The sequence below is a fragment of the Rhodococcus indonesiensis genome, from assembly GCF_047782815.1.
GTDB classification, from domain to species: domain Bacteria; phylum Actinomycetota; class Actinomycetes; order Mycobacteriales; family Mycobacteriaceae; genus Rhodococcus; species Rhodococcus indonesiensis.
Window position 1 is genome coordinate 5,197,617 of the sequence record NZ_CP180630.1, and the last position, 25,736, is coordinate 5,223,352.

The 25,736-nt window shown below is 70.0% G+C and carries 22 protein-coding genes; 13 read left to right on the top strand and 9 right to left on the bottom strand.

Annotated features, from left to right (window positions below; all coding sequences use genetic code 11):
- Positions 1-41: 41 nt before the first annotated feature.
- From ACM26Y_RS23920 to ACM26Y_RS23930, 3 genes are all read right to left on the bottom strand, one after another.
- The gene (locus ACM26Y_RS23920) at positions 42-722 is read right to left on the bottom strand and encodes a TerD family protein (RefSeq protein WP_416062137.1); all 681 of its coding nucleotides are present in this window, start codon (positions 720-722) and stop codon (positions 42-44) included.
- A gap of 81 nt (positions 723-803) precedes the next feature.
- Positions 804-1,892: a DUF475 domain-containing protein gene (locus ACM26Y_RS23925; RefSeq protein ID WP_003938784.1), complete on the bottom strand. Its 1,089-nt coding sequence runs from the start codon at positions 1,890-1,892 to the stop codon at positions 804-806.
- A 124-nt stretch (positions 1,893-2,016) separates the two neighbouring features.
- Entirely contained in the window at positions 2,017-2,592 is a 576-nt protein-coding gene (locus ACM26Y_RS23930; protein WP_003938785.1) for a TerD family protein, read from the bottom strand.
- Between the two features lie 233 nt (positions 2,593-2,825).
- On the opposite strand from ACM26Y_RS23930, the gene ACM26Y_RS23935 reads away from it, so the two are divergent.
- The 10 genes from ACM26Y_RS23935 (at position 2,826) to ACM26Y_RS23980 (ending at position 14,315) form a co-directional block, all read left to right on the top strand.
- Positions 2,826-3,947, top strand: a complete 1,122-nt coding sequence (locus ACM26Y_RS23935; RefSeq protein WP_416063744.1) for a hypothetical protein — start codon at positions 2,826-2,828, stop codon at positions 3,945-3,947.
- Positions 3,944-5,134: an HpcH/HpaI aldolase/citrate lyase family protein gene (locus tag ACM26Y_RS23940; RefSeq protein WP_416062138.1), complete on the top strand. Its 1,191-nt coding sequence runs from the start codon at positions 3,944-3,946 to the stop codon at positions 5,132-5,134. The genes ACM26Y_RS23935 and ACM26Y_RS23940 overlap by 4 nt, the downstream gene beginning before the upstream one ends.
- Complete coding sequence (locus ACM26Y_RS23945) at positions 5,131-6,402, top strand: phosphoribosyltransferase family protein (RefSeq protein WP_416062139.1); 1,272 nt, start codon at positions 5,131-5,133, stop codon at positions 6,400-6,402. Before ACM26Y_RS23940 ends, ACM26Y_RS23945 begins: the two co-directional genes overlap by 4 nt.
- Positions 6,399-7,505 (top strand): cysteine protease StiP family protein, encoded by a 1,107-nt coding sequence (locus ACM26Y_RS23950; protein WP_416062140.1) that lies wholly within the window; start codon positions 6,399-6,401, stop codon positions 7,503-7,505. The genes ACM26Y_RS23945 and ACM26Y_RS23950 overlap by 4 nt, the downstream gene beginning before the upstream one ends.
- A gap of 35 nt (positions 7,506-7,540) precedes the next feature.
- Positions 7,541-8,383, top strand: coding sequence for an HAD family hydrolase (locus ACM26Y_RS23955; RefSeq protein ID WP_416063745.1), 843 nt, complete (start codon positions 7,541-7,543; stop codon positions 8,381-8,383).
- 17 nt (positions 8,384-8,400) lie between these two features.
- A complete protein-coding gene (locus ACM26Y_RS23960) occupies positions 8,401-9,675 on the top strand; it encodes a TerD family protein (protein WP_416062141.1) in 1,275 nt (424 codons plus the stop codon).
- Between the two features lie 268 nt (positions 9,676-9,943).
- Positions 9,944-11,506, top strand: coding sequence for a long-chain-fatty-acid--CoA ligase (locus ACM26Y_RS23965; RefSeq protein ID WP_416062142.1), 1,563 nt, complete (start codon positions 9,944-9,946; stop codon positions 11,504-11,506).
- Complete coding sequence (locus tag ACM26Y_RS23970; RefSeq protein WP_416062143.1) at positions 11,503-12,561, top strand: MBL fold metallo-hydrolase; 1,059 nt, start codon at positions 11,503-11,505, stop codon at positions 12,559-12,561. Before ACM26Y_RS23965 ends, ACM26Y_RS23970 begins: the two co-directional genes overlap by 4 nt.
- Before the next feature lie 4 nt (positions 12,562-12,565).
- On the top strand, positions 12,566-13,441 hold the full coding sequence (locus ACM26Y_RS23975; RefSeq protein WP_003938578.1) for a LysR family transcriptional regulator: 876 nt from the start codon (positions 12,566-12,568) through the stop codon (positions 13,439-13,441).
- Positions 13,442-13,445: 4 nt separating this feature from the next.
- Positions 13,446-14,315: a LysR family transcriptional regulator gene (locus tag ACM26Y_RS23980; RefSeq protein ID WP_054372650.1), complete on the top strand. Its 870-nt coding sequence runs from the start codon at positions 13,446-13,448 to the stop codon at positions 14,313-14,315.
- Positions 14,316-14,368: 53 nt separating this feature from the next.
- On the opposite strand, the gene ACM26Y_RS23985 is transcribed toward ACM26Y_RS23980, so the two are convergent.
- The gene (locus ACM26Y_RS23985) at positions 14,369-15,580 is read right to left on the bottom strand and encodes an acetyl-CoA C-acetyltransferase (protein WP_416062144.1); all 1,212 of its coding nucleotides are present in this window, start codon (positions 15,578-15,580) and stop codon (positions 14,369-14,371) included.
- 32 nt (positions 15,581-15,612) lie between these two features.
- On the bottom strand, positions 15,613-16,353 hold the full coding sequence (gene fabG, locus ACM26Y_RS23990) for a 3-oxoacyl-ACP reductase FabG (protein WP_003938575.1): 741 nt from the start codon (positions 16,351-16,353) through the stop codon (positions 15,613-15,615).
- Positions 16,354-16,560: 207 nt separating this feature from the next.
- On the opposite strand from fabG, the gene ACM26Y_RS23995 reads away from it, so the two are divergent.
- Positions 16,561-17,745, top strand: a complete 1,185-nt coding sequence (locus ACM26Y_RS23995; RefSeq protein ID WP_416062145.1) for an acyl-CoA dehydrogenase family protein — start codon at positions 16,561-16,563, stop codon at positions 17,743-17,745.
- A gap of 119 nt (positions 17,746-17,864) precedes the next feature.
- Here ACM26Y_RS23995 and ACM26Y_RS24000 read toward each other — a convergent pair whose 3' ends face one another.
- From ACM26Y_RS24000 to ACM26Y_RS24015, 4 genes are all read right to left on the bottom strand, one after another.
- Entirely contained in the window at positions 17,865-19,538 is a 1,674-nt protein-coding gene (locus tag ACM26Y_RS24000) for a class I adenylate-forming enzyme family protein (RefSeq protein ID WP_416062146.1), read from the bottom strand.
- A gap of 10 nt (positions 19,539-19,548) precedes the next feature.
- Positions 19,549-20,313, bottom strand: a complete 765-nt coding sequence (locus tag ACM26Y_RS24005) for an SDR family NAD(P)-dependent oxidoreductase (protein ID WP_054373524.1) — start codon at positions 20,311-20,313, stop codon at positions 19,549-19,551.
- A gap of 29 nt (positions 20,314-20,342) precedes the next feature.
- Entirely contained in the window at positions 20,343-21,473 is a 1,131-nt protein-coding gene (locus ACM26Y_RS24010; protein WP_416062147.1) for a thiolase family protein, read from the bottom strand.
- Positions 21,474-21,596: 123 nt separating this feature from the next.
- Positions 21,597-22,931, bottom strand: coding sequence for an MFS transporter (locus ACM26Y_RS24015; RefSeq protein WP_416062148.1), 1,335 nt, complete (start codon positions 22,929-22,931; stop codon positions 21,597-21,599).
- Between the two features lie 313 nt (positions 22,932-23,244).
- Here ACM26Y_RS24015 and ACM26Y_RS24020 point away from each other — a divergent pair, with 313 nt between their 5' ends.
- Both ACM26Y_RS24020 and ACM26Y_RS24025 read left to right on the top strand, forming a co-directional pair.
- Positions 23,245-24,513 (top strand): CoA transferase, encoded by a 1,269-nt coding sequence (locus ACM26Y_RS24020; RefSeq protein WP_416062149.1) that lies wholly within the window; start codon positions 23,245-23,247, stop codon positions 24,511-24,513.
- Positions 24,510-25,703 (top strand): acyl-CoA dehydrogenase family protein, encoded by a 1,194-nt coding sequence (locus ACM26Y_RS24025; RefSeq protein WP_371382661.1) that lies wholly within the window; start codon positions 24,510-24,512, stop codon positions 25,701-25,703. Before ACM26Y_RS24020 ends, ACM26Y_RS24025 begins: the two co-directional genes overlap by 4 nt.
- Positions 25,704-25,736: the final 33 nt, after the last annotated feature.

Consider the following 25,736-nt stretch of genomic DNA (forward strand, 5'->3'; position numbering starts at 1 on the left):
GATCCCGTAATCGGTGCGGACGCCGGGGTGTGTCGGCATGGCTACTTCCGGCCCGGCGCCCAGTTCATGCCCCAGCCGTAGGCGCGATCGAGGTCGGACTGGCTGCCGTCGACGTATTCGACGAGCCGCGAGACGCTGATCTCGCGGCCGGTGTTCTGCAGCATCGCGATGGCACAGATCCGTGCGCCGTTGTTCGGCGAGTCGAGACGCACCTCGATCTGCGGCCCGGAGGGCGGGGTGAGGGTGACGACGCCGTCCACGGCAGCCCAGTTGGGGGCGCCCTCGTAGATCATCGCGAAGATCAGGATCCGGCGGAATCGCTCGGGTTGTCCCAGGTCGATTCGCATGGTCTCACCGGCGGAGACGGCACCGGTCCGGTCGTCGCCGTCCAGCGCGACGAACGGAGGTTTCTGCAGCGCACCGAAGCTGTTGCCGAGGGCCTGGACGACACCCTTGGAGCCGTCGGCGAGCTCGTAGAGACAGCCGAGGTCGAGGTCGACGCCGCGGGCCGCCGCGCCGCCGGTGAGCTTGGCGAGGAATCCCTTTTTCGGTGGGGTCGGGGAGCCGGCCTGTGACCAGTTCAGGTTCACCAGGGTGATCCCGCTGCCGGACTTGGCGAGATCGACCGTCGGAGCAGCCTTGGTGAGACTGATCTTGCTCAGGCCGACTCCGCCCTTGCCGTCGCCGGGGTTCTTCGGGGGCCGGGTGTAGTCGATTGCCATGGATGGAACCTTTCCCTGAATACGAAGATGGGAACCTGCGATCACTCGAACCGATCGCAGGTTCCCATCGATGTCGTGCGGTCAGGCGGCGACCGACGCCTTCGTCTCCTGACGATTGCGCCGGATGCTGCTGGCGAACGCGGCGCCGATGAGCGCGACCCCCACCAGGCCCGTGATGATCTCGTTCACGTGATGGCCAATCGAGTACAGCAGGATGAACGCGAGGGCACCGATCGCCCAGTGCGCGCCGTGCTCGAGGTAGCGGTACTCGGACAGGGTGCCCTTGCGGACGAGGAACACCGTGATCGAACGGACGAACATCGCGCCGATGAAACCGAGGCCCAGGGCGATGATGATCGGATCGGAGGTGATTGCGAATGCGCCGATCACGCCGTCGAAGGAGAACGACGCGTCGAGCACCTCGAGGTAGAGGAACAGGAAGAAGCCGGCCTTGCCGGTGGCCTTGGCCAGCTGGCTGGGCCCGCCGGTGGTTTCTTCCTCACCTTCCTCGGGGATGTGGAACATCTCGCCGAGGCCGTTGACGGCGATGTAGGTGATCATGCCGAGTACGCCGGCGATCATCACCGTGGAGACCTTGTCCTCAGGGGCGAGGATCGTGGCGGTCAGCACGAGCAGCACCGACGCGACGACGACCTCGAGTTGGTCGAGCTTGCCGGCCCGCGCGAGCGGACGCTCGAGCCACGCGAGCCACTTGATCTCGCGTTCCTCGAAGATAAAGTTCAGGAACAGCATCAGCAGGAACATGCCGCCGAAGCCGGCGATCTGCGGGTGTGCTTCGGTGATGATGGTCTCGTAGCTGGGGCTGCCGTCGGGGAAGTACGCGGCGTCGTTCGGCGGTGGGTTCAGGGCGAGGTCGAGTGCCTCGACAGGACCGAGGCCGGAAGCGATCCACACGATGAGCAACGGGAAGATCAGCCGCATACCGAACACGGCGATGAGGATGCCGATGGTGAGGAAGATCTTCTGCCAGAACTCGCTCATCCGCTGCAGCACGGTGGCGTTGATGACGGCGTTGTCGAACGAGAGGGAGACCTCGAGGACGCCGAGGATCGCGGCGAGGAACAGTGCCTGGGGTCCGCCGTAGAGGAAGGCGACCACCAGGGACACGACGGTGACGGCAAACGATATGCCGAAGATGCGCAGAACCACGAAGCGTGGCCTTTCTGTCTGGATCGGGCGGTGCAGGGTGGTTACTGCAGCAAACTATCGGTGACCCAAGGAAAGCGGCCCCCGGCGACGAAGCCGGGGGCCGGATCCGGGGTCCGGAGAAACGTCAGACGTTGACGCCGTAGTCACGGGCGATGCCCGCCAGGCCGGAGGCGTATCCCTGGCCGATGGCGCGGAACTTCCACTCCGCACCGTGCCGGTACAGCTCCCCGAAGACCATGGCGGTCTCGGTGGACGCGTCCTCCGAGAGGTCGTAGCGGGCCAGTTCGTTGCCGTTGGCACGGTCGACGACGCGGATGTAGGCGTTGCGGACCTGACCGAAGGACTGGCTGCGGGAGTCGGCGTCGTAGATCGAGACCGGGAAGAAGATGCTCTCGATGTTCGCCGGCACGGCGCTCAGGTCGACGTTGATGACCTCGTCGTCGCCCTCGCCCTCACCGGTGCGGTTGTCGCCGATGTGCTCGATCGAGCCGTCGGGGGACTTGAGGTTGTTGAAGAAGACGAAGTGCTGGTCCGACACGACCTTCTTGTCACCGCCGGTCGCGATCGCGCTGGCGTCGAGGTCGAAGTCGGCACCGGTGGTGGTGCGGATGTCCCAGCCGAGGCCGACGGCCACGGCGGTGAGGTTCGGCGCTTCCTTGGTGAGGGAAACATTGCCGCCCTTGGTCAAGCTGACGCCCATGCGGGGTCCTTTCGATCTGTCGGTCCGGACGAGGTGCCCGGGCGGGCACGCCCGATTTGCGCGTGTCCCACCACCCTAATAGCTGTTCCGCGCCCACGCCCCCGCGCTCCGCACGCACACGGGGCGGAAAGGCGCGGACCAGTACCATTCGGGGCGTGGCGAGCCGATGGACGCGCCGCCTCTTCGGGGGTGGGAGCACCGACGATCCGGTGGCGCTGCGCGCCTACGACGCGATGGTCGCCGCGTTCCTCGACATGGACCGGCGCCAGTCCGTCGCCGAGGCCGGGGTCACGGCCTCGCACGAGCTCACCCCGCAGCGCGGCCTGCGGCGGGAGTGGGAACCCGTCCGTGAAGCGTGCTACCGCGCGGCCGAGACGTACCTGAACCTCTCCCGCACCGAACCGTCCGATCCGCTCGCCCCCGCCCCGGCCTACGAACAGGCCCTGCAGCAGATCGGTCTCGCCACCCGCACCCTCGACCAGTTCTACGAGCGCCACCGTGCGCACCTCGAGCACTCGGTCGCGGTGGCCCGGACCGTCCCGCAGCTCGCCCGGCAGGTCCGTACCGAGGCGCAGGCCGCGGCGGCACTGGTGACCGCGCCCGAGCAGGCGGCCTACGCCGACTACCCGTCCGTGCGGGCCGCGGCGGACACACTCGACGCGGAGATCCGGGCGCTCGATGCGGCCGGGGGAACCGGAGCGGTCCGAACAGCGGCACGCCGGACAGAGGAGGCGGCGACGGCCCTGCGCCGCGCCCTCGCGCAGGCACCGGACCGAGCCGAGTCCGCCCGGAAGGCCGTGGCATCGGTCACAACCCGGCTGTCGGCGGTGCGCACCCGTGCCGAGAGCCTGGCGCCGGCGTTCTCGGCGCTGCTGCGCGAGTTCAACGCCGCCAGCTCCGCCGACCTGGCCGGCAACGAACGCGCCGCCCGCGAGTTCCTCGATCGGGCCGACGCCGACGTGTCCGCTGCGCGAACGGCATCGGCCGCGAACCGGCCCGAACAGGCGCTCGAACTGACCGCGGCGGCCCGGGCATCCCTCACCCAGGCCGAGCGGTACGTCGACGCCGTCACCGACCGGCTGTCGGTCCTCCGCGAGGTCCGCCGTGATCCGGCCGCGAAGGTGGAGCAGGTACGGTTCCGTCTGCGCGACGCGCAACAACTCGCGGTCCAACGGGGGTTGACCGCAGAATGGGGCTCGGTGCTCGACGCGCAGCTCGATCGGATCGACAGGGCAGTCGGTTCGCTCACCGGAGTACACCCCGACTACTGGGCGTACGTTCGGGAGCTCGACGCCGTTTCGCGCTTCATCGCCGGTGTGGTGCAACGAATGAGAGGACGAACGGACGAGGTATGAGTGGGGGATCCTTCACCGACATGCGCACGATGCATCATTTCCACCACCTCGACGACGCGGCCCGGGACACCTTGTTCCTGCATTTGCCGCGACCGTTCTCCGATGCCGACGAGCGTGAACGGCTCGCCGTCGCGCTCGGGGCGACCCTGTACGTGCCCGCCACCCGCACGGATCTCGCCCCCACGATCGCGCGCCGCAGCGGGGAGGGCGTCGCCTCGATGGTGATCGACCTCGAGGACGCCGTCGCCGACCACGAGGTCGAGGACGGCCTGCGCAACGCGGTCGCCACCCTCGACGCACTCGCCGGCACCGCCGCCTCGACGATGCTGCTGTTCGTGCGGGTGCGCACCCCCGACGGTGTCGACCGCATCGCCGACACGCTGGGCCCGGGCGTCGCCGCGCTGACCGGCTTCGTCCTGCCCAAGTTCACCGCGGCCTCGGGGCCGGCGTTCCTCGACGCCGTGGCTGCGGCGTCCGAGCGCCTCGGCAAGCACCTGTACGCGATGCCGGTGCTCGAATCCGCCGAGCTGGTGCACCGGCAGACCCGTGACGGCGAGCTCCAGCAGATCGCCGCGCTCCTGGCCGGGCACCGCGACCGCGTGCTGGCCGTGCGGATCGGCGCCACCGACATGTGCGCCACCTTCGGCATCCGCCGCGACCGCGACCTGACCATCTACGACGTGCGGGTCGTGGTCGACGTCATCGCAGACGTCGTCAACTACCTGGGCCGCACCGACGGCACCGGATTCGTCATCACCGGTCCGGTCTGGGAGTACTTCGCCGATCACGAGCGCATGTTCCGCCCGATGCTGCGGGCCACCCCGTTCGCCGAGCACGACGCGGTGCTGTTCCGGCAGCAGCTCGTCAGCCGGGACCTCGACGGCCTGCTGCGGGAGATCGCCCTGGACCGGGCGAACGGCATCCAGGGCAAGACCGTGATCCACCCCTCGCACGTGGCGGCCGTGCACGCGCTCTCCGCCGTGACGCACGAGGAGTACCACGACGCGGTCGACATCCTCGGCGGTGACGCGGGCGGCGTACAGGCCTCCGGATACCGCAACAAGATGAACGAGCGGCGCCCGCACCGCACCTGGGCGGAGCAGACGTTGCTGCGCGCGTCGGTGTTCGGCGTCACCAACAAGGGAGTGACTTTCGTGGACCTGCTGACGGCACTGGTGGACCGGTGATCACCGGAGTGCGACCGCCCTGGGCGACGGAACGATTCGGGCTCGAGCTGCAGCACCTGGCGTCGGCCACCGGTGACACCGTGCCGGACCTCGTCGTGCCGGGACTGCGCCGCAACCCCCGTCGCGCGCACCTGCTGGTCTCCACGGTCCTCGGCAAGCACCTCCCCACCGAACCGGCCGCGGTGATCGACGCGGGCGACCGGCTCGGTGATCTCGTCGCGGACCTGCTGGGTCCCGCCGCGTCCGATGCGGTGGTCCTCGGTTTCGCCGAAACCGCAACGGGACTGGGCCATTGCGTGGCGAGCCGGCTGCGGGCACGCTGCTACCTGCACTCCACCCGGCGCGACGTGCCCGGCGCCGGCACCTTCGCCGGATTCGAGGAGGGGCACTCGCACGCCACGTCGCACCTGCTCCAGCCGACGTCGCCGGAGCTGTTCGCGAACGACGCGCCGCTGGTCCTGGTGGATGACGAGATCTCCACCGGGGCAACCGCGGTCGACGCCATCCGGTCCCTGCACCGGCACAGTCCCCGCACCCGGTACGTCGTCGCATCGCTGGTGGACATGCGCACCGCCGGACACCGTCGCGCCGTCGCCGAGGCGGCCACCGGGCTCGGCGTCCGCATCGACCACGTGAGCCTGGCGACGGGGCACACCGTCCTCCCCGACGGACTCACCGAGCGGGTGGGCGAGCTACCGGACCCGGACCTGAATCCGGTTGCACCGGAACGCGGAACGTACACCTTCGTCACGCTGCCGTGGCCGGCGGTCGTGCCCGACGGCGGTCGGCACGGGTTCCTGCGCACCGACACCGCGGCCTTCGACACCGCGATCGACCGCGCCACCGACGCCGTGACCACCGCCTTGTCGCCGGGACGGCCGGTCGTCGTCGTGGGTCACGAGGAACTGATGTACCTGCCGCTGCGCCTCGCCGACGCGCTCGCCCGCAGGGGCGTCGCCACACGATTCCAGACCACCACCCGCTCCCCCGCATACGTCCGGGACGTGCCCGGCTACCCCCTGCGTCGCGGATTCACCTTCACCGCACCCGAACCGGACGACGTCCCGCGCTACCTCTACAACGCGCGGTGGCCGGAGGGGGAACGCGCACAGCTGCTGCTCGTGCTCGACGCTCCCGCCGACACCGACCGTCTGCGTGCCGACGGGGGGCTGCTCGACGTGCTGACCGCCGCCGGGGAGGACGTCGTCGTGGCCGTCGTGCCCGCCACCGATCCCGCCGTGCTGCGCGCAGACCGGGAGGGACGATGACGACCCCGTTGACCGGGCCCGGCTTCGGCTCCTACGCCGCGGACGAGGTGAGCTGGCTCCTCAAGGACCTCTCGCACGTCGCGCTCGAGGCCGACGTCGCCGAACGCGAGCGCCGCATCCAGGCGGGCCTCGCCCACTACGCCGAGTCGCTGCCGATCGAATACCAACCCGATGCCGCCTACCGCGAACTGTTCGACAAGGTGCTCGCCGCGACGGCGGGGCGCCTCGCCCACGCCGTCGGTACCGTCACCGAACTGCTGCTCGCCGAACGGGGCCGGGACCTGACGCTCGTATCGCTGGCCCGCGCGGGCACTCCCGTCGGGATCCTGATCCGCCGATGGGCGCAGCGGCACCACGGGCTGAACCTGCCGCACTACGCGGTGTCGATCGTGCGGGGCCGTGGTATCGACTTCGCCGCCCTCGACCACGTGACGGCACGACACGATCCGGCCTCGGTGGTGTTCGTCGACGGCTGGACCGGCAAGGGCGCCATCGCCCGCGAACTCACGGCGGCCCTGGCCGAGTACCGGACCGCGGGCGGCCCGGAGCTTTCCGACGACCTCGCCGTGCTCGCCGACCCCGGGTACTGCGTGCGGACCTACGGCACCCGCGACGACTTCCTCATCGCCTCGGCGTGCCTGAATTCCACTGTATCCGGACTGGTTTCACGCACCGTCCTCAACGACACCCTGATCGGCCCGGGCGAGTTCCACGGCGCCAAGTTCTACGCCGAACTTGCCGGCGAGGACGTCTCGGCGGTCCTCCTCGACACCGTGGCGGCCGAGTTCGGCGACCGGGAGGCCGCGGTCACCGCCGCCGGGAACATCCTGCATTCCGATCGCACCCCCACGTGGGCGGGCTGGGAGTCGGTGGAGAAGGTGCGGGCCGAGTGCGGCATCTCCACTGTCAACTACGTCAAACCCGGTGTCGGCGAGACCACCCGGGTGCTGCTGCGGCGCGTGCCGTGGCGGGTGCTGGTCCGCGAGGCCGACGCCGAGGAGCACGCGCACATCCGGATGCTCGCCGCCGCCCGCGACGTGCCGGTGGACGTGGTTCCCGACCTGGCATATTCGTGCATGGGCCTGATCAAGGATCTGCCGTGACCACCACCCTCGTCGCCACCGATCTCGACCGCACGATGATCTACTCACGCGCCGCGATGGGCGAATCACCTGTCCCCGACGGCGATCTGGTGTGTGTCGAGCACTACGACGGCGCACCCCTGTCGTACGTGACCATCACATCCGCGCAGCGCCTGCGCGACCTCACCGCGGCGGCGGTGGTGGTGCCGACCACCACGCGCACCCCGGAGCAGTTCCGGCGCATCGACCTGCCCGGGGCGCCGTGGCGGTACGCGATCGCCAGCAACGGCGGCATGATCCTCGCCGACGGGGTGCCGGACGCCGGGTGGCGACGAACGGTGGACACGGCCGTGCGCACCGAGGGCGCCGGACTCGACGAGGTCACCGCCGAACTGCGCCGCCGCATCTCCGACGACTGGGTGCACAAGTTCCGGGTCGCCGACGAGCTGTTCTGCTATCTCGTGATCGACGTCGCCGCGCAGCCCGTCGGCTTCCTCGACGAATGGGACCACTGGTGCCGGCGCCGCGGATGGAACGCCTCCCAGCAGGGCCGCAAGCTGTACACGATGCCGTCGGCGGTGTGCAAGAGCCGCGCGGTCGCCGAGGTCCGCCGACGTCTGGTCGACGACGGCACGCTCGTTCCGGACGCCGTCGTACTGGCCGCCGGGGACGGCGCGCTCGATGCCGAGATGCTGACCGCCGCCGATGCCGCGATCCGGCCGCGCCACGGCGAACTCGAGGCGCTGGACTGGCGGCACCCGACGGTGGCGGTGACCCGGCAGGCGGGGATCCGGGCCGGCGAGGAGATCCTCGCCTGGTTCGCCCGATCCGCCCGGATCGAGACGGCTTCGTACAGTGGCAGTGACGCTCAACCATCCCCGAGACAGAGTTTCCAGTAACAGTGAGGACCCCACCCGTGCCCGTATCTCTCGCCAAGGGTCAGAACGGCCCCCTCACCGCCGCCGACGTCGTCGTCTCCCTCGAGCTGACCACCCCGGCCGACCTGTCCGCGCTGCTGGTCAAGGCCGACGGCAAGGTGCGCTCCGACGCCGACTTCGTCTTCTTCAACCAGCCCACCGGGCCCGGGGTGCGGCTCGTGCCCGGCGCACCGGGCCAGGCCGCCTCGCTGGCCGTGTCGCTGAACCAGGTGCCGGCGGACATCGACCAGGTGCGCGCGGTCATCACCCTCGACGACGCGTCGAGCAGCTTCGGCCGTTTCGCCCCGCCGACCGCGCGGGTCGCCGACACCGCGGGCAACGTCCTCTACGAGTACCGAGTCGACGGACTGAGCAGCGAGTCGATCGTGATCGCCCTCGAGCTGTACCGGCGGCAGGGCTCCTGGAAGGTCCGGGCCGTCGGCCAGGGCTACGCGGGCGGATTCGCCGCGCTCGTGACCGACCACGGCGTGAGCGTCGACGACGCGCCGGCCGCTGCCCCGCAACCGGCTCAGCCCGCACCTCCGGCCGCGCCGCCCGTCCCGCCGACCTACTCCACACCGCCGGCTTCCGCCCAGCAGCCCTACCCGCAGCCGGCTCCGCCGCAGCCGTACGTGCAGGCCTCCGCACCGCAGCCGGCGCAGGACGCCCAGCCCGAGGTCAGCCTCACCAAGAGCCGTCCCGTCAGCCTCGTCAAGGGCCAGAAGGTCACCCTCCGCAAGGAGGGCGGCGTGGCCCTGACCCACCTGCGCATGGGGCTGGGCTGGGATCCGGTCGCGAAGCGGGGGCTGTTCGGCAATCGCGCCGCCGACATCGACCTCGACGCGTCGGCCGTGCTGTTCGCCGACCAGAACCTCGTCGACGTCGCGTACTACGGACAGCTGCGGTCGAAGGACGGCTCGATCCAGCACCAGGGCGACAACCTCACGGGCGAGGGCGCCGGCGACGACGAGGTCGTGCTCGTCGACCTCACCCGGGTGCCGGCCCACATCACGACGGTCATGTTCATCGTCACCTCGTACAAGGGCCACACCTTCGAGCAGGTCGCGAACGCCTTCTGCCGGCTGGTGGACGGCACCAACAACGCCGAGCTGGCCCGCTACACCCTGCAGGGCGGTATGCCGTTCACCGGCATGGTGATGGCCAAGGTGTACCGGCAGGGGCAGGACTGGAAGCTCCAGGCCATCGGCGAGGGCATCCAGGCCAAGCACCCCGGTGAGGCCGCGCCGCAACTCGGCCGGTTCCTGGTGTCCTGACGGGGAGCTGCACGGCGCTGGGGCACTGAGCTCCGGGGCCGAACCGGACATCCGCGCGGGGTTGTGCTTCTTGCGCGCGTCCGTCGGTACCCGCGCAAGAAGCACTTCTGCGCGCAGGGACAGTCGCCCGCTGCCGACCCCGACATAGGCACTCGCTATCGGTCGCTGTGGATCTTGGACTTTGTTCCGCCGAGGCGGCGGTGATCGACTGATCGGGCACGGCGGGCCCGGCATCGAGGCGCTCGCCGAACGGAACGAGGAGTGTGATGTGAGCGGTCTGCACCTTCCGCAGCGGGTCCGGCAGCACGCGGCGGAACGGCCGGACGCACTCGCACTGACCTGCGGCGACACCACCGTCACCTTCGCCGAGCTCGACGGGCGCACCAACCGGGTCGCGACCGCCCTGAACGGGCTGGCCCGGCGTGGCGGGCGGATCGGGGCCCTGCTGCGCATGCGACTCGAGGCCGCCGAGACGTTCGTCGCCTGCGGCAAGGCGGGGCTGGTGTTCGTCCCCCTCAACTGGCGACTCACCCCGGCGGAAGCCGCCCGCATCGCCGAGGACGCGGATCTCGACGTGCTCGTCGTCGAGTCCGGGTTCGCCGCGGCAGCCGAGGCGATCCGTGCCGCACTGCCCGGCCTGCCCGTCGTCCTCGTCGACGCCGAACCCGGCGACGATCTGCTGCCGGGGGCCTGGACGTGGCAACGGCTCGGCGACAGCGGCACGGACGACGACCCCGGCCGCGGCGACGACCCGGACACGGTCCTGTTGCAGCTCTACACCTCCGGCACCACCGGCACGCCGAAGGGCGTGCTCATCACCCACCGCAACCTCCACAACGACGCGGAGGGACAGCGCATCTACCACTGGCAGAGCGACTCGGTGGCACTGAACGCGATGCCGCTGTTCCACATCGCCGGCGCCGGCTGGCTGAGCACCTGCCTGTCCGCCGGGGTGCACACCGTCCTGCTCGGCGAGTTCCATCCGCGCACCGTCGCCGCGCTCGTCGAGCAGCACGGCATCACCCACGCGTTCCTGGTGCCCGCGACCGTGCAGATGCTGCTCGACCTGCCCGAACTGGACTCGTTCGACCTGTCGAGCCTGCAGTTGATCTTCTACGGCGCCTCCCCGGTCACCCCGACGATGCTGCGGCGCGCCGTGCACACGCTCGGGTGCGGATTCGTCCAGCGCTACGGGATGACGGAGACGAGCGGCTCCGTCACCGCGCTGCGCGTCGAGGACCACGACCCGACCGGTCCGCGGTCCTACCTGCTGCGCTCGGCGGGCCGCCCCATGCCCGGCGTGGAGCTCGCCATCCGTGACGTCGTGACCGGTGCGGACCTGCCGGTCGGACAGTCCGGCGAGATCGTGTGCCGCTCCCGCCACAACACGTCCGGCTACTGGCGGCGCCCGGAGGAGACCGCGGCGCTGTTCACCGACGACGGGTTCCTGCGCACCGGCGACGCCGGTCACCTCGACGAGGACGGCTACCTGTTCGTCACCGACCGGGTGAAGGACATGATCATCACCGGCGGCGAGAACGTCTACCCGATCGAGGTGGAGTCGGTGCTCGCCGAGCATCCCGCCGTCGCCGAGGTCGCCGTGATCGGAGTGCCCGATCGCAAGTGGGGCGAGGCCGTCACCGCCGTCGTCCGGTTGGCCGACGGTACCGCCGCGCCGGACGAGAACGAACTGGTCGCGTTCACCACCGGCCGGCTCGCGTCCTACAAGAAGCCGCAGCGCGTCCACTTCGTCAGTGAGCTGCCGCGCAACGCCAGTGGCAAGATCCTCAAGCGCACGTTGCGCGATACTCTCGCGGAGGAGGTCTCGTGACCGCGATCGAGGTCGTCGGCGTCGTGCAGCAGGAGGCGTGGCGGCGTGGCGAGCTGCCGCCGGTCGAGCAGGTCCGGCCCGGGCTGTGGTCGATTCCCGTGCCCATGCCGAACAATCCGCTGCGCTACGTGCTGGTCTACGCGTTGGCGCTGCCCGACGGCCTGGCCCTGATCGACGTCGGCTGGGACTCGGAACAGTCCTGGCAGGCCCTCGTCGACGGGATCCGGCAGACCGGGCACGACATCACCGAGGTCCGGTTCGCGGCGATCACCCACCTGCACCCCGACCATTTCGGCCTGGCACCGCGGCTGCGCGAGGTCAGCGGAGCCGCGCTGGCGATGCACGCCGCCGACGCGTCGCTGCTCGGCCACCACACCGCGACGGACCGGGAAGGGTACGCCGCGTCGTGGGCCCGGCAGCTGGCCCGGCTCGGAGCGCCCGAGGAAGTCCGATCGGGCGAGGTCATGGAACTGGTCCGCTTCGGGCCGCGCGAATCACTCGACGTGGTGCTCGACGACGGGACACCCCTCGACCTGCCCGGCTGGGATCTGCGCGCCGTGTGGACGCCCGGCCACACCCCTGGTCACCTGTGCTTCGTCGACGACACCCACGAACTGGTGTTCAGCGGCGACCACATGCTCCCCCGCATCAGCCCCAACATCTCCACCATCCCGGGTGAGCTGCCGAATCCGTTGCACCGCTACCTGCTGTCGCTGCACGCCACCGTCGGCCTGCCCGACGGTGAGGTCTTCCCCGCGCACGAATACCGTTTCCGCGGTGTCGCTTCCCGCGCGCAGGGGCTGCTCGGCCACCACGAGGAACGGCTGGACGAGATCGCCGACGTCGTGTCCCGGCATCCCGGCTCCACGGCATGGGAGGTCTCCACCCGGATCTCGTGGTCCCGGCCGTTCGAGACGATGTCGCCGCGGCTGCGCCGGCTCGCGGTGCGCGAGACCGACGCCCACCTGCTGGTTCTCGCCGACCGGGGAGTGGTCACCGGATGCGGCACCGATCCGGACCGCTGGGCGCCGGCCGTGACCACCCCCGTACGATAAGCGAGTGGACCTTCACCTCATCACCTACTTCGTCGCGGTCGTCGACCGAGGTGGGATCACGAAGGCCGCCCAGTCCCTCTACATTTCGCAGCCGTCGCTGTCGCAGGCCATCCGGACCCTCGAACGTCGGCTCGGCACAACCCTGTTCGACCGCACCGGACGCCGGCTCACACTGACCGAGGACGGACGCCGGCTCGACGTAGCAGCCCGCCGGATCCTCGCCGACGTCGAACGGGCGAAGGCGAAGGTGGCCGCGGTACGCGAACTCGTCTCGGGCCGCGTCGACGTGGTGACGTACTCGTCGTTCTCCTTCGATCCGATGATCGAGCTCGCGCGCCGCTTCCGTGACCGCTACCCGCACATCCTGGTGCGGATCGTCGACGCGGACGGCCCGGGCGGCGTGCACACTGCGCTGCGACGCGGGGAAGCCGAGATCGGGGTGACCGACCTGTCCGTAGAGCACGCCGGCATGATCACCGTGCCGCTGTTCGAACAGGAACTCGTGCTCGCTCTCCACCACGACCTCGCGGCCGGCCTGCCGGACCCGGTCCCGCGCGTCCGTGTGCGGGACGTGCCGCTCGTCGTCGACGTCGGTGATCGCACCAACGCTGCGAAGGCCGGCGAGTTGCTTGCCGAGAACGCCGCCAACGTCGTCGTCGACTGCGCCCACCCGGCGGCGACATGGGAGCTGGTGTGCCTGGGCACCGGCGCCACGGTGGTGCCCCGGCCGGTGGCCGAACAGCAGATGCCCACGGTGACGGTGCGGCCCCTGGAGCCGCCGCTGACCCGGCCGGTCGGGTTGGTGCTGCGTGCGGGTGAGCCGTCGCCGGCCGCGGCGGCGTTCCTCGAGGTCGCCTCGACGCTGCGACAGGGGGCGTAGGACTGTGGATTTCCGGCAGGTGGAGTACTTCCTCGCGGTCGTCGAGAACAACGGCATCAACGGGGCCGCCGCCGCGCTCGGCGTCGCACAGCCGACGGTGTCGCAGGCGCTGCGCAGCCTCGAACGCGAACTCGGCGTCGAGCTGTTCCACCGCATCGGCCGCGGTATGGTCCTCACCGCGGCCGGCCGCAGCCTCGTCGGCCCCAGCCGGCAGATCCTGCGCGACGTGACTGCCGTCGAGGAGTTGCTGACCACGTCCGACGGCGCGGTGGCGGGCCGGCTCGACATCATGGCGTTCCCGTCGCTGTCCGTCGGTCCGCTGGTGGAGCTGATCGCCCGGTTCCGGCGTGAGTATCCGAAAGTGGCGGTGCGGCTGTCGCCGCTGCGCGACGAGGAGCAGGTCGCGTCGTTGATTCGCGACGGCCACTGTGAGTTCGTCGTCGCGCACCTGCCGCTCGAGGGCGGTGACGGGCTCGAGGTGATCGAACTCGGCGAGCAGGAGTACTGGCTGGCGTTTCCGCCGGGATTCGAGGTGCCCGACGGCCCGATCCACCTGTCCGAACTACCGGACATTCCCATGGTGTTCGCGCCGACCGGCGCCTCGATGGTCGACGCGGTGGAATCGGCGCTGCGGGCGGCCGGCGCCCGTCCGGAGATCTCCGTCCTGGTCGGTCAGCGCGAGGTCCGGCTGCCGATGGTGGCGGCCGGACTCGGCGGGTCGATCGTGGACCGGGTGCCGGCCGAGGCCGCCGGGGACCGGGTCGTGGTGCGCGCATGCGAGCCGCGGCTGGCGCGCGCCTACGGCCTCGCCTTCGACCCCGCATCCCTGTCGGCAGTGGGTCAGGCGTTCGTCGACCTGGTGCGTCGGCGCTGACGCGCCGGTGTGTCCTTCGGGCGGCCCTGACAACCCAAAGGACACACCGGCGGCTACGCCGCCTTTTCGAACACCGCGGCCAGGCCCTGGCCGCCGCCGATGCACATCGTCTCGAGGGCGTAGCGGCCGTCGCGGCGGTGCAGCTCGCGGGCGAGCGTTGCCAGCATGCGGCCACCGGTCGCACCGACCGGGTGGCCCAGGGAGATGCCGGACCCGTGGATGTTGGTGCGCTCGAAATCGGCTGCGCCGAACTTCCATTCGCGCGTCACCGCCAGTGCCTGCGCCGCGAAGGCCTCGTTGAGCTCGATCACGTCGACGTCCGCGAGGGTGATGCCGGCCTTGGCGAGGGCCTTCTCCGTGGCCGGGACCGGGCCGATGCCCATGATCTTCGGCGCCACCCCGGCCAGCCCCCAGGACACGACCCGCACCAGCGGGGTCAACCCCAGCTCCGCGGCCTTCGCCGGGGTCGTGACCAGGCACATCGACGCTGCGTCGTTCTGGCCGCTGGCATTGCCGGCGGTGACCGTCGCCTCGGGGTCCTGCTTGCCCATGATCGGCTTCAGCTTCGCCAGCGACTCGACGGTGACGTCCGGGCGGGGATGCTCGTCGGTGTCGATGACCTCGTCGCCGGCGCGGGTGGTGACGGTGACCGGCACGATCTCCTCGGCGAGGATGCCGTTCTTCTGCGCGGCGACGGCGCGGGCATGGGACGACACGGCGAGTTCGTCCTGCTCGAGTCGGCTGATGCCGTAGTCGCGCCGCAGGTTCTCGGCGGTCTCGATCATGCCGCCGGGCACCGGGTAGTGGCGTCCGCCCGCGGTGGCGCGGGCCCGCACCAGGCTGTCGTGCATCTGCACACCGCTGCGGGCACCGCCCCAGCGCATGTCGACGGAGTAGAACGAGGCGTTGCTCATCGATTCGGCGCCGCCGGCGACGACGACGTCGTTGTCACCGTTGCCCACCTGCAGCGCGGCCTGGATCACGGCCTGCAGTCCGGATCCGCAACGACGGTCGATATGCATGCCGGGCACCGTGATCGGCAGGCCGGCGTCGAGCGCGACGACGCGGCCGATGGCAGGGGCCTCGCTGTTTCCGTTGCAGTGACCGAGGATCACGTCCTCGATCGCGTCGGGGGCGACCCCGGTGCGGTCGAGCAGACCCTTCAACGCGGCCACACCGAGGTCTACAGCGTTGAGGGACTTGAACATTCCGCCGTAGCGACCGATGGGGGTGCGGACCGGCTCGCAGATGACGACTTCGCGCATGACGACCTTTCGGGAGAGGTGAGTTCCGGAACTCACATGAATCGACCGCCGGTGACCTCGAGTACCGTGCCGGTCATGTAGGAGGACATGTCGGAGGCGAGGAACAGCGCCACGGACGCGATCTCGGACACCTCGCCCGGTCGGCCCATGGGAATCTCGCTCATCTTCTGATCCCACGCCTTCTGCGGCATGGCCTCGGTCATCGCGGAACGGATCAGACCCGGCTGGATCGCGTTGACGCGCACGCCGTGGTGCGCCATCTCCTTCGCAGCCGCCTTGGTCAGGCCGACGATGCCTGCCTTCGCCGCCGAGTAGTTGGTCTGACCGACCATCCCGACCTTGCCGGAGAGCGACGAGATGTTGACGATGGCGCCGCGCTTGGACTCGCGCATGATCGCCGACGCCTTGCGGGTGCCGTGCCAGGTGCCCTTGAGGTGCACGGCGATCACCAGATCGAAGTCCTCCTCGGTCATGGTGCGCATCGTCGCGTCGCGGGTGATGCCGGCGTTGTTGACGACGACGTCGAGCGAGCCGAACCCGTCGACGGCCTCCGCGAGGAGCGTGTCCCACTCGTCCGCGTTCACGACGTCGCACCGCACCGCGCGGGCCACGTCGCGGCCACCGAGCTTCTCGGCGGCCGCCGTGGCGGCGTCGAGATCGAGGTCGCCGAGGACCACCCGGGCGCCGGCGTCGACGAACTCCTGTGCGATTGCGAAACCGATGCCCTGAGCGCCTCCGGTGACGACGGCGGTTCGGTTCTCCAGCAGTGACATGAGGTTCCTTTCGCACGAGCCCGCCCGGTCCGGGGACGGCGGGAAGGCACCGATGAATCGAGGTCGCGGGCGACGCCCGTCGGCTGATACTCCGAATCATAGCGAGAGGAAAGGTGATTCGACCCCGGTGGATTCATCGACAGTGCCTATGTGGCGATGGGGCGATTCGTATTGGACACCCGCGGTCCCGGAGCCGATGGTGGTTTCATGACAACCTCGACTGCGATGCCGGCCACCGAGGTGGACGACGACGACTTCCAGGAAATCCTCGCCCAGACCCGCGCATTCGTGCGCGGCGTGGTCGTGCCCCGCGAACAGGAGATCGCCGACGCCGACGCGATCCCGGACGACATCCGTAATGCCGCCAAGGAGATGGGCCTGTTCGGCTACGCCATCCCGCAGGAATGGGGCGGTCTGGGCCTGAACCTGATGCAGGACGCCGAACTGGCGATGGAACTGGGCTACACCACCCTGTCGCTGCGTTCGATGTTCGGCACCAACAACGGCATCGCCGGGCAGGTCCTCGTCGGGTTCGGCACCGACGAGCAGAAGCAGCAGTGGCTCGAGAAGATCGCCTCGGGTGACGTCGTGGCCTCGTTCGCCCTCACCGAGCCCGGCGCCGGCTCGAACCCGGCCGGGCTGCGCACCAAGGCCGTGCGCGACGGCGACGACTGGGTGATCACCGGCGAGAAACGCTTCATCACCAACGCCCCGCTCGCGAACCTGTTCGTCGTCTTCGCCCGCACCCGCCCCGCCGACGCGGACGGCACCGGCATCGCGGTGTTCCTCGTACCGGCCGACACGCCCGGGGTGCAGGTGGGCGCCAAGGACGCCAAGATGGGCCAGGAGGGGGCCTGGACGGCGGACGTGCACTTCGACCAGGTGCGGGTGCCGGCCGCGGCGCTGGTCGGCGGCAGCGAGGACGTCGGGTACAAGGCCGCGATGACCTCGCTCGCCCGCGGGCGGGTGCACATCGCGGCCCTGTCGGTGGGGCAGGCCCAGCGTGCGCTGGACGAGTCGGTGGCGTACGCGGCGACCGCGACGCAGGGCGGTGCCGCGATCGGCAGCTTCCAGCTGGTGCAGGCGATGCTCGCCGATCAGCAGACCGGGGTGATGGCCGGGCGGGCGCTGGTGCGCGAGGCGGCGCGGGCGTGGGTGGAGAACACCGACCGGCGGATCGCGCCGTCGGCGGCGAAGCTGTTCTGCACGGAGATGGTCGGCAAGGTCGCCGACCTGGCGGTGCAGATCCACGGCGGCACCGGCTACATGCGGGAGGTGCCGGTCGAGCGGATCTACCGGGACGTGCGGCTGCTGCGCCTGTACGAGGGCACCAGCGAGATCCAGCGCCTGATCATCGGCGGCGGACTCGTCAAGCAGGCCCAGCGCGGCTGACCCGCACCCGTGCGTGGTTCTGGTAGCCAGGGCTGCCAGAACCACGCACGGGCAGCACGACCACGCCGTGCGTGTTTCCGGTAGTCGGTACTACCGAAAACACGCACGGCGATGGTGGTTCAGTGCGTGGCTGCGGACTGCTCGAGGCGCGTCCGCAGGTCCGTCTTGAGGACCTTGCCTGCCGCGGAGGTGGGCAGGGCGTCCACGAGGACGATCTCGCGAATCTTCTTGTAGGGCAGGACCTGCTCGGCGACGAACGCCATCAGCTCGGCCGCGTCGGGATCGGTTTCCGGTAGCGGCACCACGAAGGCGACCGGTTCCTGGCCGACGCTGCCGGCCTCCCGGCCGACCACCGCGGCCGTCGACACCGCCGGATGGGACACCAGAATCTCCTCGAGCTCACGCGGATACACGTTGTAGCCCTTGTAGATCAGCATGTCCTTGGCGCGATCGCAGATGTAGACGTAGCCGTCGGCGTCGCGGTAGGCGATGTCGCCGGTGTCGAGCCAGCCGTCCACGTACTGCTGGGCCGTGATCTCGGGATGGCCGAGATAGCCGTCGGTCACCTGCGGCCCCCGGATCCACAGCTCGCCGCGCTCGCCGTCACCGAGGACGACGCTCGGATCGCCCTGTGCCCGGATCTCGAGCTCGGTGTCGAAGAGGGGCAGGCCCACACTGCCGAGACGGTAGGCCGACCCGACGACCAGCGGCATGGCGGTGACCACGCACGTGCCCTCGGTCAGGCCGTACCCCTCGGCCACACGGGCGTTCGGGAACGCCACCTCCAGCGCCTCGAGCGTGACGTGATCGATCGGCGCCGCACCCGACGACACGACCCGCACCGACGTGGTGTCACGGCGTGCGACGTCCGGATGGGTGGCCAGCGCATGCCACATGGCCGGGCTGCCGGTGATGTAGCTGACGCGGTGCCGCTCGACGAGCTCGAGCATGCGCGCGGGGTCGAATCGGCCCGCGAGCACCTGGGTGAGGCCGCACAGCAGCAGGAACGACGTGTTGATCAGCGCGTGGGCGTGGAACAGCGGGGACACGACGACGGTGGCGCCCTCGCCGGGGATCACCCCGTGCACGTCGAGCCCCTCGATCGGGCGCAGCGCGACCAGCCCGTCACCGGTGGTGACGACCTGGTGGGCGGCCCGCCAACCGCACATCTGGGTCACGTTGGCGACCACGTTGCGGTGCAGCACCCGCACACCCTTGGAGATGCCGGTGGTGCCGCCCGTGTAAGCCAGATGCGCGACGTCCGTTCCGGCGACGTGTGCCGGTGTGAACGCGGTGGGCTGTCCGGAGAGGAAGTCGTCGAACCGCACCACGGCCGCGGACGTGGGCGGTGCGGACACCGGGTCGTCGGATGCCACCACGATCGTCGCGACGGTGGTGCCCGCGGCGGCGCCGAGCAGCACTCCCAACTGCTGCGTCTGGGTGACGGCCGCGACGGCGCCGGTCTCCTCGATCTGCTTGCGCAGACCCGGTTCCGGTTGCAGCGGGTTGACCAGCGTCACGGTAGCCCCGGTGCGTAGCGCGCCGTAGTAGGCGACGAGAAACTCGATGCAGTTGCCCACGTGCATCAGCACCACGTCGCGCGGAGCCACACCGGCCGCCGTCAGCGCGGAGGCGAACTGCGCGGACCGCTCGTCGAGCTCGCGGTACGTGCAGGTCCGCTCGCCGTCGACGACGGCGGGGCGGTCGCCGTACAGGGCGGCCATGCTCGGCGCCCACACACCCATCGTCACGTCCGGGTAGGTCAGGGACAGGGCGGGCACGTCGGTGCTCATCGTCGCCACCTCAGCGCGGGGCCATGCGGATGGCACCGTCGAGTCGGATGGTCTCACCGTTGAGGTAGCCGTTCTCGAGGATGTTGGTGGCCAGCCGGCCGAACTCGTCCGGGCGGCCCAGGCGCGCCGGATTCGGCACGGTCTTCTCGAGCGAGGCCCGCACGTCGTCGCGCAGGCGGGCGAGCAGCGGGGTGTCCATGATGCCCGGCGCGATCGTGTTGACCCGGATGTTCTTGCTCGCCAGGTCGCGGGCGGCGACGACGGTCATGCCGACGATGCCGGCCTTGGACGCCGAGTAGTTGATCTGGCCGATCTGGCCCTCGAACGCCGCGACGGAGGCGGTCATGACGATGGCACCGCGCTCGCCGTCGACCGGTTCGAGTGCGGCCATGCGCTCGGCGCCGAGGCGCAGCGCGTTGAACGACCCGATGAGATTGAGGCGGATCACGAACTCGAAGTCCTCGAGCGAACCGGCCTTGCCGTCCTTCTCCAGGACCCGCATCCTGCGGCCGGCGCCGGCGCAGTGCACGAGCCCGCGCAGACCGCCGCGCTCGTGCGCGACGTCCAGGGCGGCGGCGAACTGCTCGGCGTCGGTGACGTCGGCCGCGGCAAACGTCGCGCCGTCACCGAGGGAGCTCGCGACGTCGGCTCCCGGTGAGCCGGGCAGGTCGATGAGGGTGACGGTGCCGCCGGCGTCGAGGACGCGGCGAGCGGTGGCCAGGCCGAGACCGGAGGCGCCGCCGGTGATCGCGACGGAAAGACCCTTCAGTTCCATATCTTTCGTTCCTTTGCGTGAAGTGCGTGTCAGAGCAGTTCGAGAATGGTGGCGTTGGCCATGCCGCCGGCCTCGCACATCGACTGCAGTCCGTACCGGATACCGTTGTCGCGCATGTGATGTGCCAGTCGAGTCATGAGGACCGCGCCGGATCCGCCGAGCGGGTGTCCCACGGCGATGGCGCCGCCGACGGGGTTCAGGCGCGCGTCGTCGACGCCGGTCTCGGCCTGCCACGCGAGCGGAACCGGTGCGAACGCCTCGTTGATCTCGAAGGCACCGATGTCGTCGAGCGACAGGCCCGAGCGGTCGAGCGCCTTCTGGGTCGCGGGGATGGGTCCGGTGAGCATGATGACCGGGTCGTCGGCGGCGACGACGGCGGTGTGGATGCGCGCCATCGGCGTCCATCCCTGGGCGGCCGCGTACTCGCTGGTGGTGACGAGCAGAGCTCCCGCGCCGTCGGAGATCTGCGAGGAGTTGCCGGCATGGATCACGCCGTCCTCCTTGAAGACCGTCTTGAGCTTGGCGAGCGATTCGACACTGCCGCCGCGGCGGATTCCTTCGTCCGCGGTCAGCCCGGCGATCGGCGCGAGCTGCCCGGTGAAGGCTCCGGCGTCGGTCGCGGCGGCGGAGCGCTCGTGCGAACGCAGCGAGAACTCGTCGAGGACGGTGCGGGACAGGCCCCACTTCTCGGCCATCATCTCGGCGCCCACGCCCTGGCTGAAGCCGTCGACGCCGAACCGGTCGAGCACCTCCTTCGGGAAGTGCTCGCCGTTCTTCGCGGCCGTGCCCATCGGCACCCGGCTCATCACCTCGACGCCGCCGGCGATCACCACGTCGTTCTGACCGGACAGGACGGTGGCGACGGCGAACGAGACCGCCTGCTGGCTCGAACCGCAGGCCCGGGTCAGCGTGGTGGCCGGAACCGTCACGGGCCAGCCGGCGGCGAGCACCGCCGAGCGGGAGACGATGCCGGCCTGCTCGCCGACCTGGCTGACGCAACCGAAGATCACGTCGTCGACGGTGCCCGGATCGAAACCGACCCGCTCGGCCAGCGCCGTCAGCACATGCGCCGACAGGTTCACGGGGTGGATCTCGGACAGGGCGCCGCCCCGGCGTCCGATCGGGGTGCGGACGGCATCGACGATCACGGCATCGCGCATGGGTGGATCCTTTGCAGTAACGGGAGACGACGACCGGCCGGGTGGTGGCCCTCGATATCGAGTCGATCACGCACCCGGCCGGTGGGGAAAGGACATTCGGTGGATGGCTCCGTTAGGCGGAAGCTATGCCTTCGCGGTGGCCTCGGACCGGATGATGGCGCGGTCGCGTTCCGGGTTCGCGAAGATCAGGACGAGGATCGCCGCGACGATGCCCAGCGCACCGATGACCTGGAAGGCGGTGGCGTAGCCCTCGGCCGCGGTGGCGGCGTTGTCGACGAGCACACCGGTGCCGTAGGGGGCGACCAGGCCGCCGACGGCCATGAGCGCGAGGAACACGCCCATCGTGCCGGCGGTCTGCTGCGGCGGGCACAGCTCCGAGATCGCGGCGTTGATCAGGGGGAAGACGATCGCACCGAAGCCGTAGCCGATGGACACGGCCGCGACCGCCAGGCCCGGGGTGCCGATGCTGGGCAGGAACACCAGGACGGAGCCGCAGATCAGGACGCCGATGCCCGGGACGATGATCCGCACGACGCGGGAGCGGTAGCCGCGCTGCGCGAGCCGGTCGGTGACCGAGCCGGACGTGACCATCAGGAACAGGCCGACGATCGACGGCAGGGCGAACATCGAACCGGCCTGCAGGGCGCTGTAGCCGAGCCCCACCTCGAAGTAGGAGGGCAGCCAGGTCAGCACGACGGTGGTGAGCGCGTAGACGACCATGATCAGGACGACGCAGCTGAGGAACGTGCGGGTGAGGAAGATCTTCCTCCACGGCACCGACGGCTCGGTGGAGGCGGCGCCGGTCCCCTTCTTCACGGCCGTCGCGGTGAACGGGCCTTCCTTCCAGCCGGTCAGCCACGACGCCATCCACACGGCCCCGAGGATCGACAGGGTGATCAGGGCGGCGCGCCAGCCCCACTGGACGGTGATGTAGGCGAGGATCGGGGCGAGAGCGATCTTCGCGACCGACGCCGAGCCGGCGAGGAACGCGCCGGGCAGACCGCGCTTGGCCGGGGGATGCCAGGAGTACGCGGCGGTGTGCATGAGGGCGGAGCTGGGGCCCTCGGCCAGGCCGAGCAGCATGCGGGTGACGATCAGCATCACCAGGCTCGCCGAGACGACCAGCGGCAGCATGACCACCGACCAGGCGGCGCCCAGTGCCAGCAGCGCCCACCGCAGGGTGAGGTACTTGTTCAGGGGGCCGGCGAGGAAACCGCCGAGGGTGAAGGTCACGAAGAACAGGGAGCCGACCAGGCCGATCTGGGAGGAGGACAGTCCCAGCTCGCGAGCGAGCGGCTGCGCGATGATGCCCAGCACAGCCTTGTCGGCATAGTTGACGACGTACAGGAAGATCACGAGGCCGGTCATGCCCCACGCCTGCTTGCCGCTGACGAGTGAGGTAGCCCCCTTCGGCGGGGCGCCGTGCGCTGCGTCGTGCGAGATTTCGCCAGTGGTCACCGGAGTGTCCCCTTAATGGCTCGAAGGGATGTGTCGATCGGACGGTGCGTCGTCGATCGAGAGATGTGCACCGATCAGGCGCTCGGGATCCATTCAACGTGGTGTAGGTCACTGAAGCAATGTCCCGTCGGTGAATCGACCGATTGCCGCTGCCTATGGACTTCCAGCGGTTCGAACAGGGCCATTGACGGCCGCTAACCGACCTATAGCCGAACGGTGTTGGTCCTACGTTCCGATAGTGCTGCATATTTGGCCGTACAACTTCGTCGGCGCGTTCCGGGCTCCGACGTCCGGGCGGATGAGGACAGGCGACATGAACCCCACTGCTTCCATCGACGGGCTCCCCTCGTCCACCGCGCCCCTGGCCGGGGTACGGGTCGTCGAGGTCTCGAGTTTCATCGCGGCTCCCCTGTGCGGCATGACGCTGGCGCAGCTCGGCGCCGAGGTCGTGCGCGTCGACCCGATCGGCGGGGCCGCGGACTACCACCGGTGGCCGGTCACCGACGACGGCGAATCGATCTACTGGGCGGGCCTGAACAAGGGCAAGCGTTCGTTCGCCGCCGATTTCCTGGATCCCCAGGCGCACAATCTGATCCGGGATCTGATCACCGACGCCGGGGTGCTCGTCACCAACGCCGCCGGGCGGGACTGGCTGGACTACGACAGCCTCGCCGCGATCCGTCCCGACCTGATCCACGTGCAGGTCCTCGGCCGGGCCGACGGCGGCTCCGGCGTCGACTACACCGTCAACGCCGCCGCGGGCTTCCCGCTCGCGACCGGTCCGGTCGGGCACGCCGGTCCGGTCAATCATCTGCTGCCGGCGTGGGACCTCGCCTGCGGTCTCTACGCCGCACTGTCGGTGGCGTCCGCGGTGCACCGCCGCGAGGTCACCGGCGCCGGCGCGAAGATCGTGCTGCCGCTCGAGGACGTCGCCCTCGCCACCGCCGGCAACCTCGGCTATCTCGCCGAGGCCCAGCTCGGCGGGCCCGAGCGCGACCGGATCGGCAACTCGGTCTACGGCACCTACGGGCGCGACTTCACCACCTGCGACGGCGTGGCCTTCATGGTCGTCGCGCTGACCCCGCGACACTTCCGGGACCTGACCGAGCTGACCGGCACGACTGTCGCCGTGGGCGCGCTCGAATCCGCCCTGGGCGCCGACTTCCGCGACGAGGGCGGCCGCTACCGGCACCGCGAGGTGCTCGACGCACTGTTCGCCGTGTGGTTCCGCGAGCACACCGCGGCCGAGGTCGAGGCCGCCCTCGCGGGCACCTCGATCCTGCACGAGCGGTACCGCACCTTCGCCGAGATCGCGAAAGACCCTCGCGTGACCGCCAACCCGATGTTCCAGTACGTCGACCAGCCCCGTGTCGGCGGGCACCTGGCCCCCAGCCTGCCGATGTCGTTCGACGGCCACCACCCCGCACCCCGTCCGGCGCCCGCCAACGGCGACGACACCGCCGCCGTTCTCGCCGAGCACCTGGGTCTGACGCCCCAGGAGATCGATCGCCTCGCCACCGACGGGACCATCCGGGTGCCCGCCGGAACCCTCCCCGCCCTCGAGAAGGACCTCGCCGTATGACCCGCCTCGCCCAGACCCTCGGCCTGACCGAGTTCCAGACCGAGATCCTCGCCACCGTCCGGCAGTTCGTCGACCGCGAGATCATCCCGAACGCCCAGGAACTCGAACACTCGGACACCTACCCGCAGGACATCGTCGATGCGATGCGGGAGATGGGCCTGTTCGGGCTGATGATCCCCGAGGAGTACGGCGGACTCGGCGAATCCCTGCTCACCTACGCGCTGTGCGTCGAGGAACTCGCCCGCGGCTGGATGAGCGTGTCCGGGGTGATCAACACCCATTTCATCGTCGCCTACATGCTGCGTCAGCACGGCACCGTCGAGCAGAAGAACTACTACCTGCCGAAGATGGCCACCGGCGAGACCCGCGGCGCGTTCTCGATGTCCGAACCGGAACTGGGCTCGGACGTCGCCGCGATCCGCACCAAGGCCAAGCGCGACGCCGACGGCGACTACGTGATCAACGGCCAGAAGATGTGGCTGACCAACGGCGGCAGCTCCACCCTCGTCGCCGCCCTGGTGCGCACCGAGGAAGGCGCCGCCAAGCCGCACGAGAATCTCACCACCTTCCTCGTCGAGAAGCCCGCCGGCTTCGGCGAGGTCGTCCCCGGCGTCACGATCCCGGGCAAGATCGACAAGATGGGCTACAAGGGGATCGACACCACCGAGCTGATCTTCGACAACTACCGTGCGAAGGCCACCGACGTCCTCGGCGGCGCCCCGGGTAAGGGGTTCTACCAGATGATGGACGGCGTCGAGGTCGGCCGCGTCAACGTCTCCGCCCGCGCCTGCGGCGTCGCGATCCGCGCGTTCGAGCTCGCCGCCCGCTACGCCCAGCAGCGCACCACGTTCGGCAAGCCCATCGCCGCGCACCAGGCGATCTCGTTCTCCCTCGCCGAGATGGCCACCAAGGTCGAGGCCGCCCACCTGATGATGGTCAACGCCGCGCGGCTCAAGGACTCCGGCGAGCGCAACGACGTCGCCGCGGGCATGGCGAAATATCTCACCAGCGAGTACTGCTCGGAGGTCACCCAGGCCAGCTTCCGCATCCACGGCGGCTACGGCTACTCCAAGGAGTACGAGATCGAACGGCTCATGCGCGAGGCACCGTTCCTGCTCATCGGCGAGGGCACCAGCGAGATCCAGAAGACGATCATCAGCAAGGGCGTGCTGCGCGAATACGCGTTGTAGTCCCGATTCAGCTGTAGTCCTGATTCATCCGAG

Bases quoted from the DNA above. Each gene is read 5' to 3' on its own strand.
- ACM26Y_RS23930 (WP_003938785.1), bottom strand. From the start codon at position 2,592: ATGGGCGTCAGCTTGACCAAGGGCGGCAATGTTTCCCTCACCAAGGAA.
- fabG (WP_003938575.1), bottom strand. From the start codon at position 16,353: ATGTCACTGCTGGAGAACCGAACCGCCGTCGTCACCGGAGGCGCTCAG.
- ACM26Y_RS23955 (WP_416063745.1), top strand. From the start codon at position 7,541: ATGATCTACTCACGCGCCGCGATGGGCGAATCACCTGTCCCCGACGGC.
- ACM26Y_RS23995 (WP_416062145.1), top strand. From the start codon at position 16,561: ATGACAACCTCGACTGCGATGCCGGCCACCGAGGTGGACGACGACGAC.
- ACM26Y_RS23985 (WP_416062144.1), bottom strand. From the start codon at position 15,580: ATGCGCGAAGTCGTCATCTGCGAGCCGGTCCGCACCCCCATCGGTCGC.
- ACM26Y_RS23950 (WP_416062140.1), top strand. From the start codon at position 6,399: ATGACGACCCCGTTGACCGGGCCCGGCTTCGGCTCCTACGCCGCGGAC.
- ACM26Y_RS24020 (WP_416062149.1), top strand. From the start codon at position 23,245: ATGAACCCCACTGCTTCCATCGACGGGCTCCCCTCGTCCACCGCGCCC.
- ACM26Y_RS24010 (WP_416062147.1), bottom strand. From the start codon at position 21,473: ATGCGCGATGCCGTGATCGTCGATGCCGTCCGCACCCCGATCGGACGC.
- ACM26Y_RS24005 (WP_054373524.1), bottom strand. From the start codon at position 20,313: ATGGAACTGAAGGGTCTTTCCGTCGCGATCACCGGCGGCGCCTCCGGT.
- ACM26Y_RS23920 (WP_416062137.1), bottom strand. From the start codon at position 722: ATGGCAATCGACTACACCCGGCCCCCGAAGAACCCCGGCGACGGCAAG.
- ACM26Y_RS24000 (WP_416062146.1), bottom strand. From the start codon at position 19,538: ATGAGCACCGACGTGCCCGCCCTGTCCCTGACCTACCCGGACGTGACG.
- ACM26Y_RS23935 (WP_416063744.1), top strand. From the start codon at position 2,826: ATGGTCGCCGCGTTCCTCGACATGGACCGGCGCCAGTCCGTCGCCGAG.
- ACM26Y_RS23940 (WP_416062138.1), top strand. From the start codon at position 3,944: ATGAGTGGGGGATCCTTCACCGACATGCGCACGATGCATCATTTCCAC.
- ACM26Y_RS24025 (WP_371382661.1), top strand. From the start codon at position 24,510: ATGACCCGCCTCGCCCAGACCCTCGGCCTGACCGAGTTCCAGACCGAG.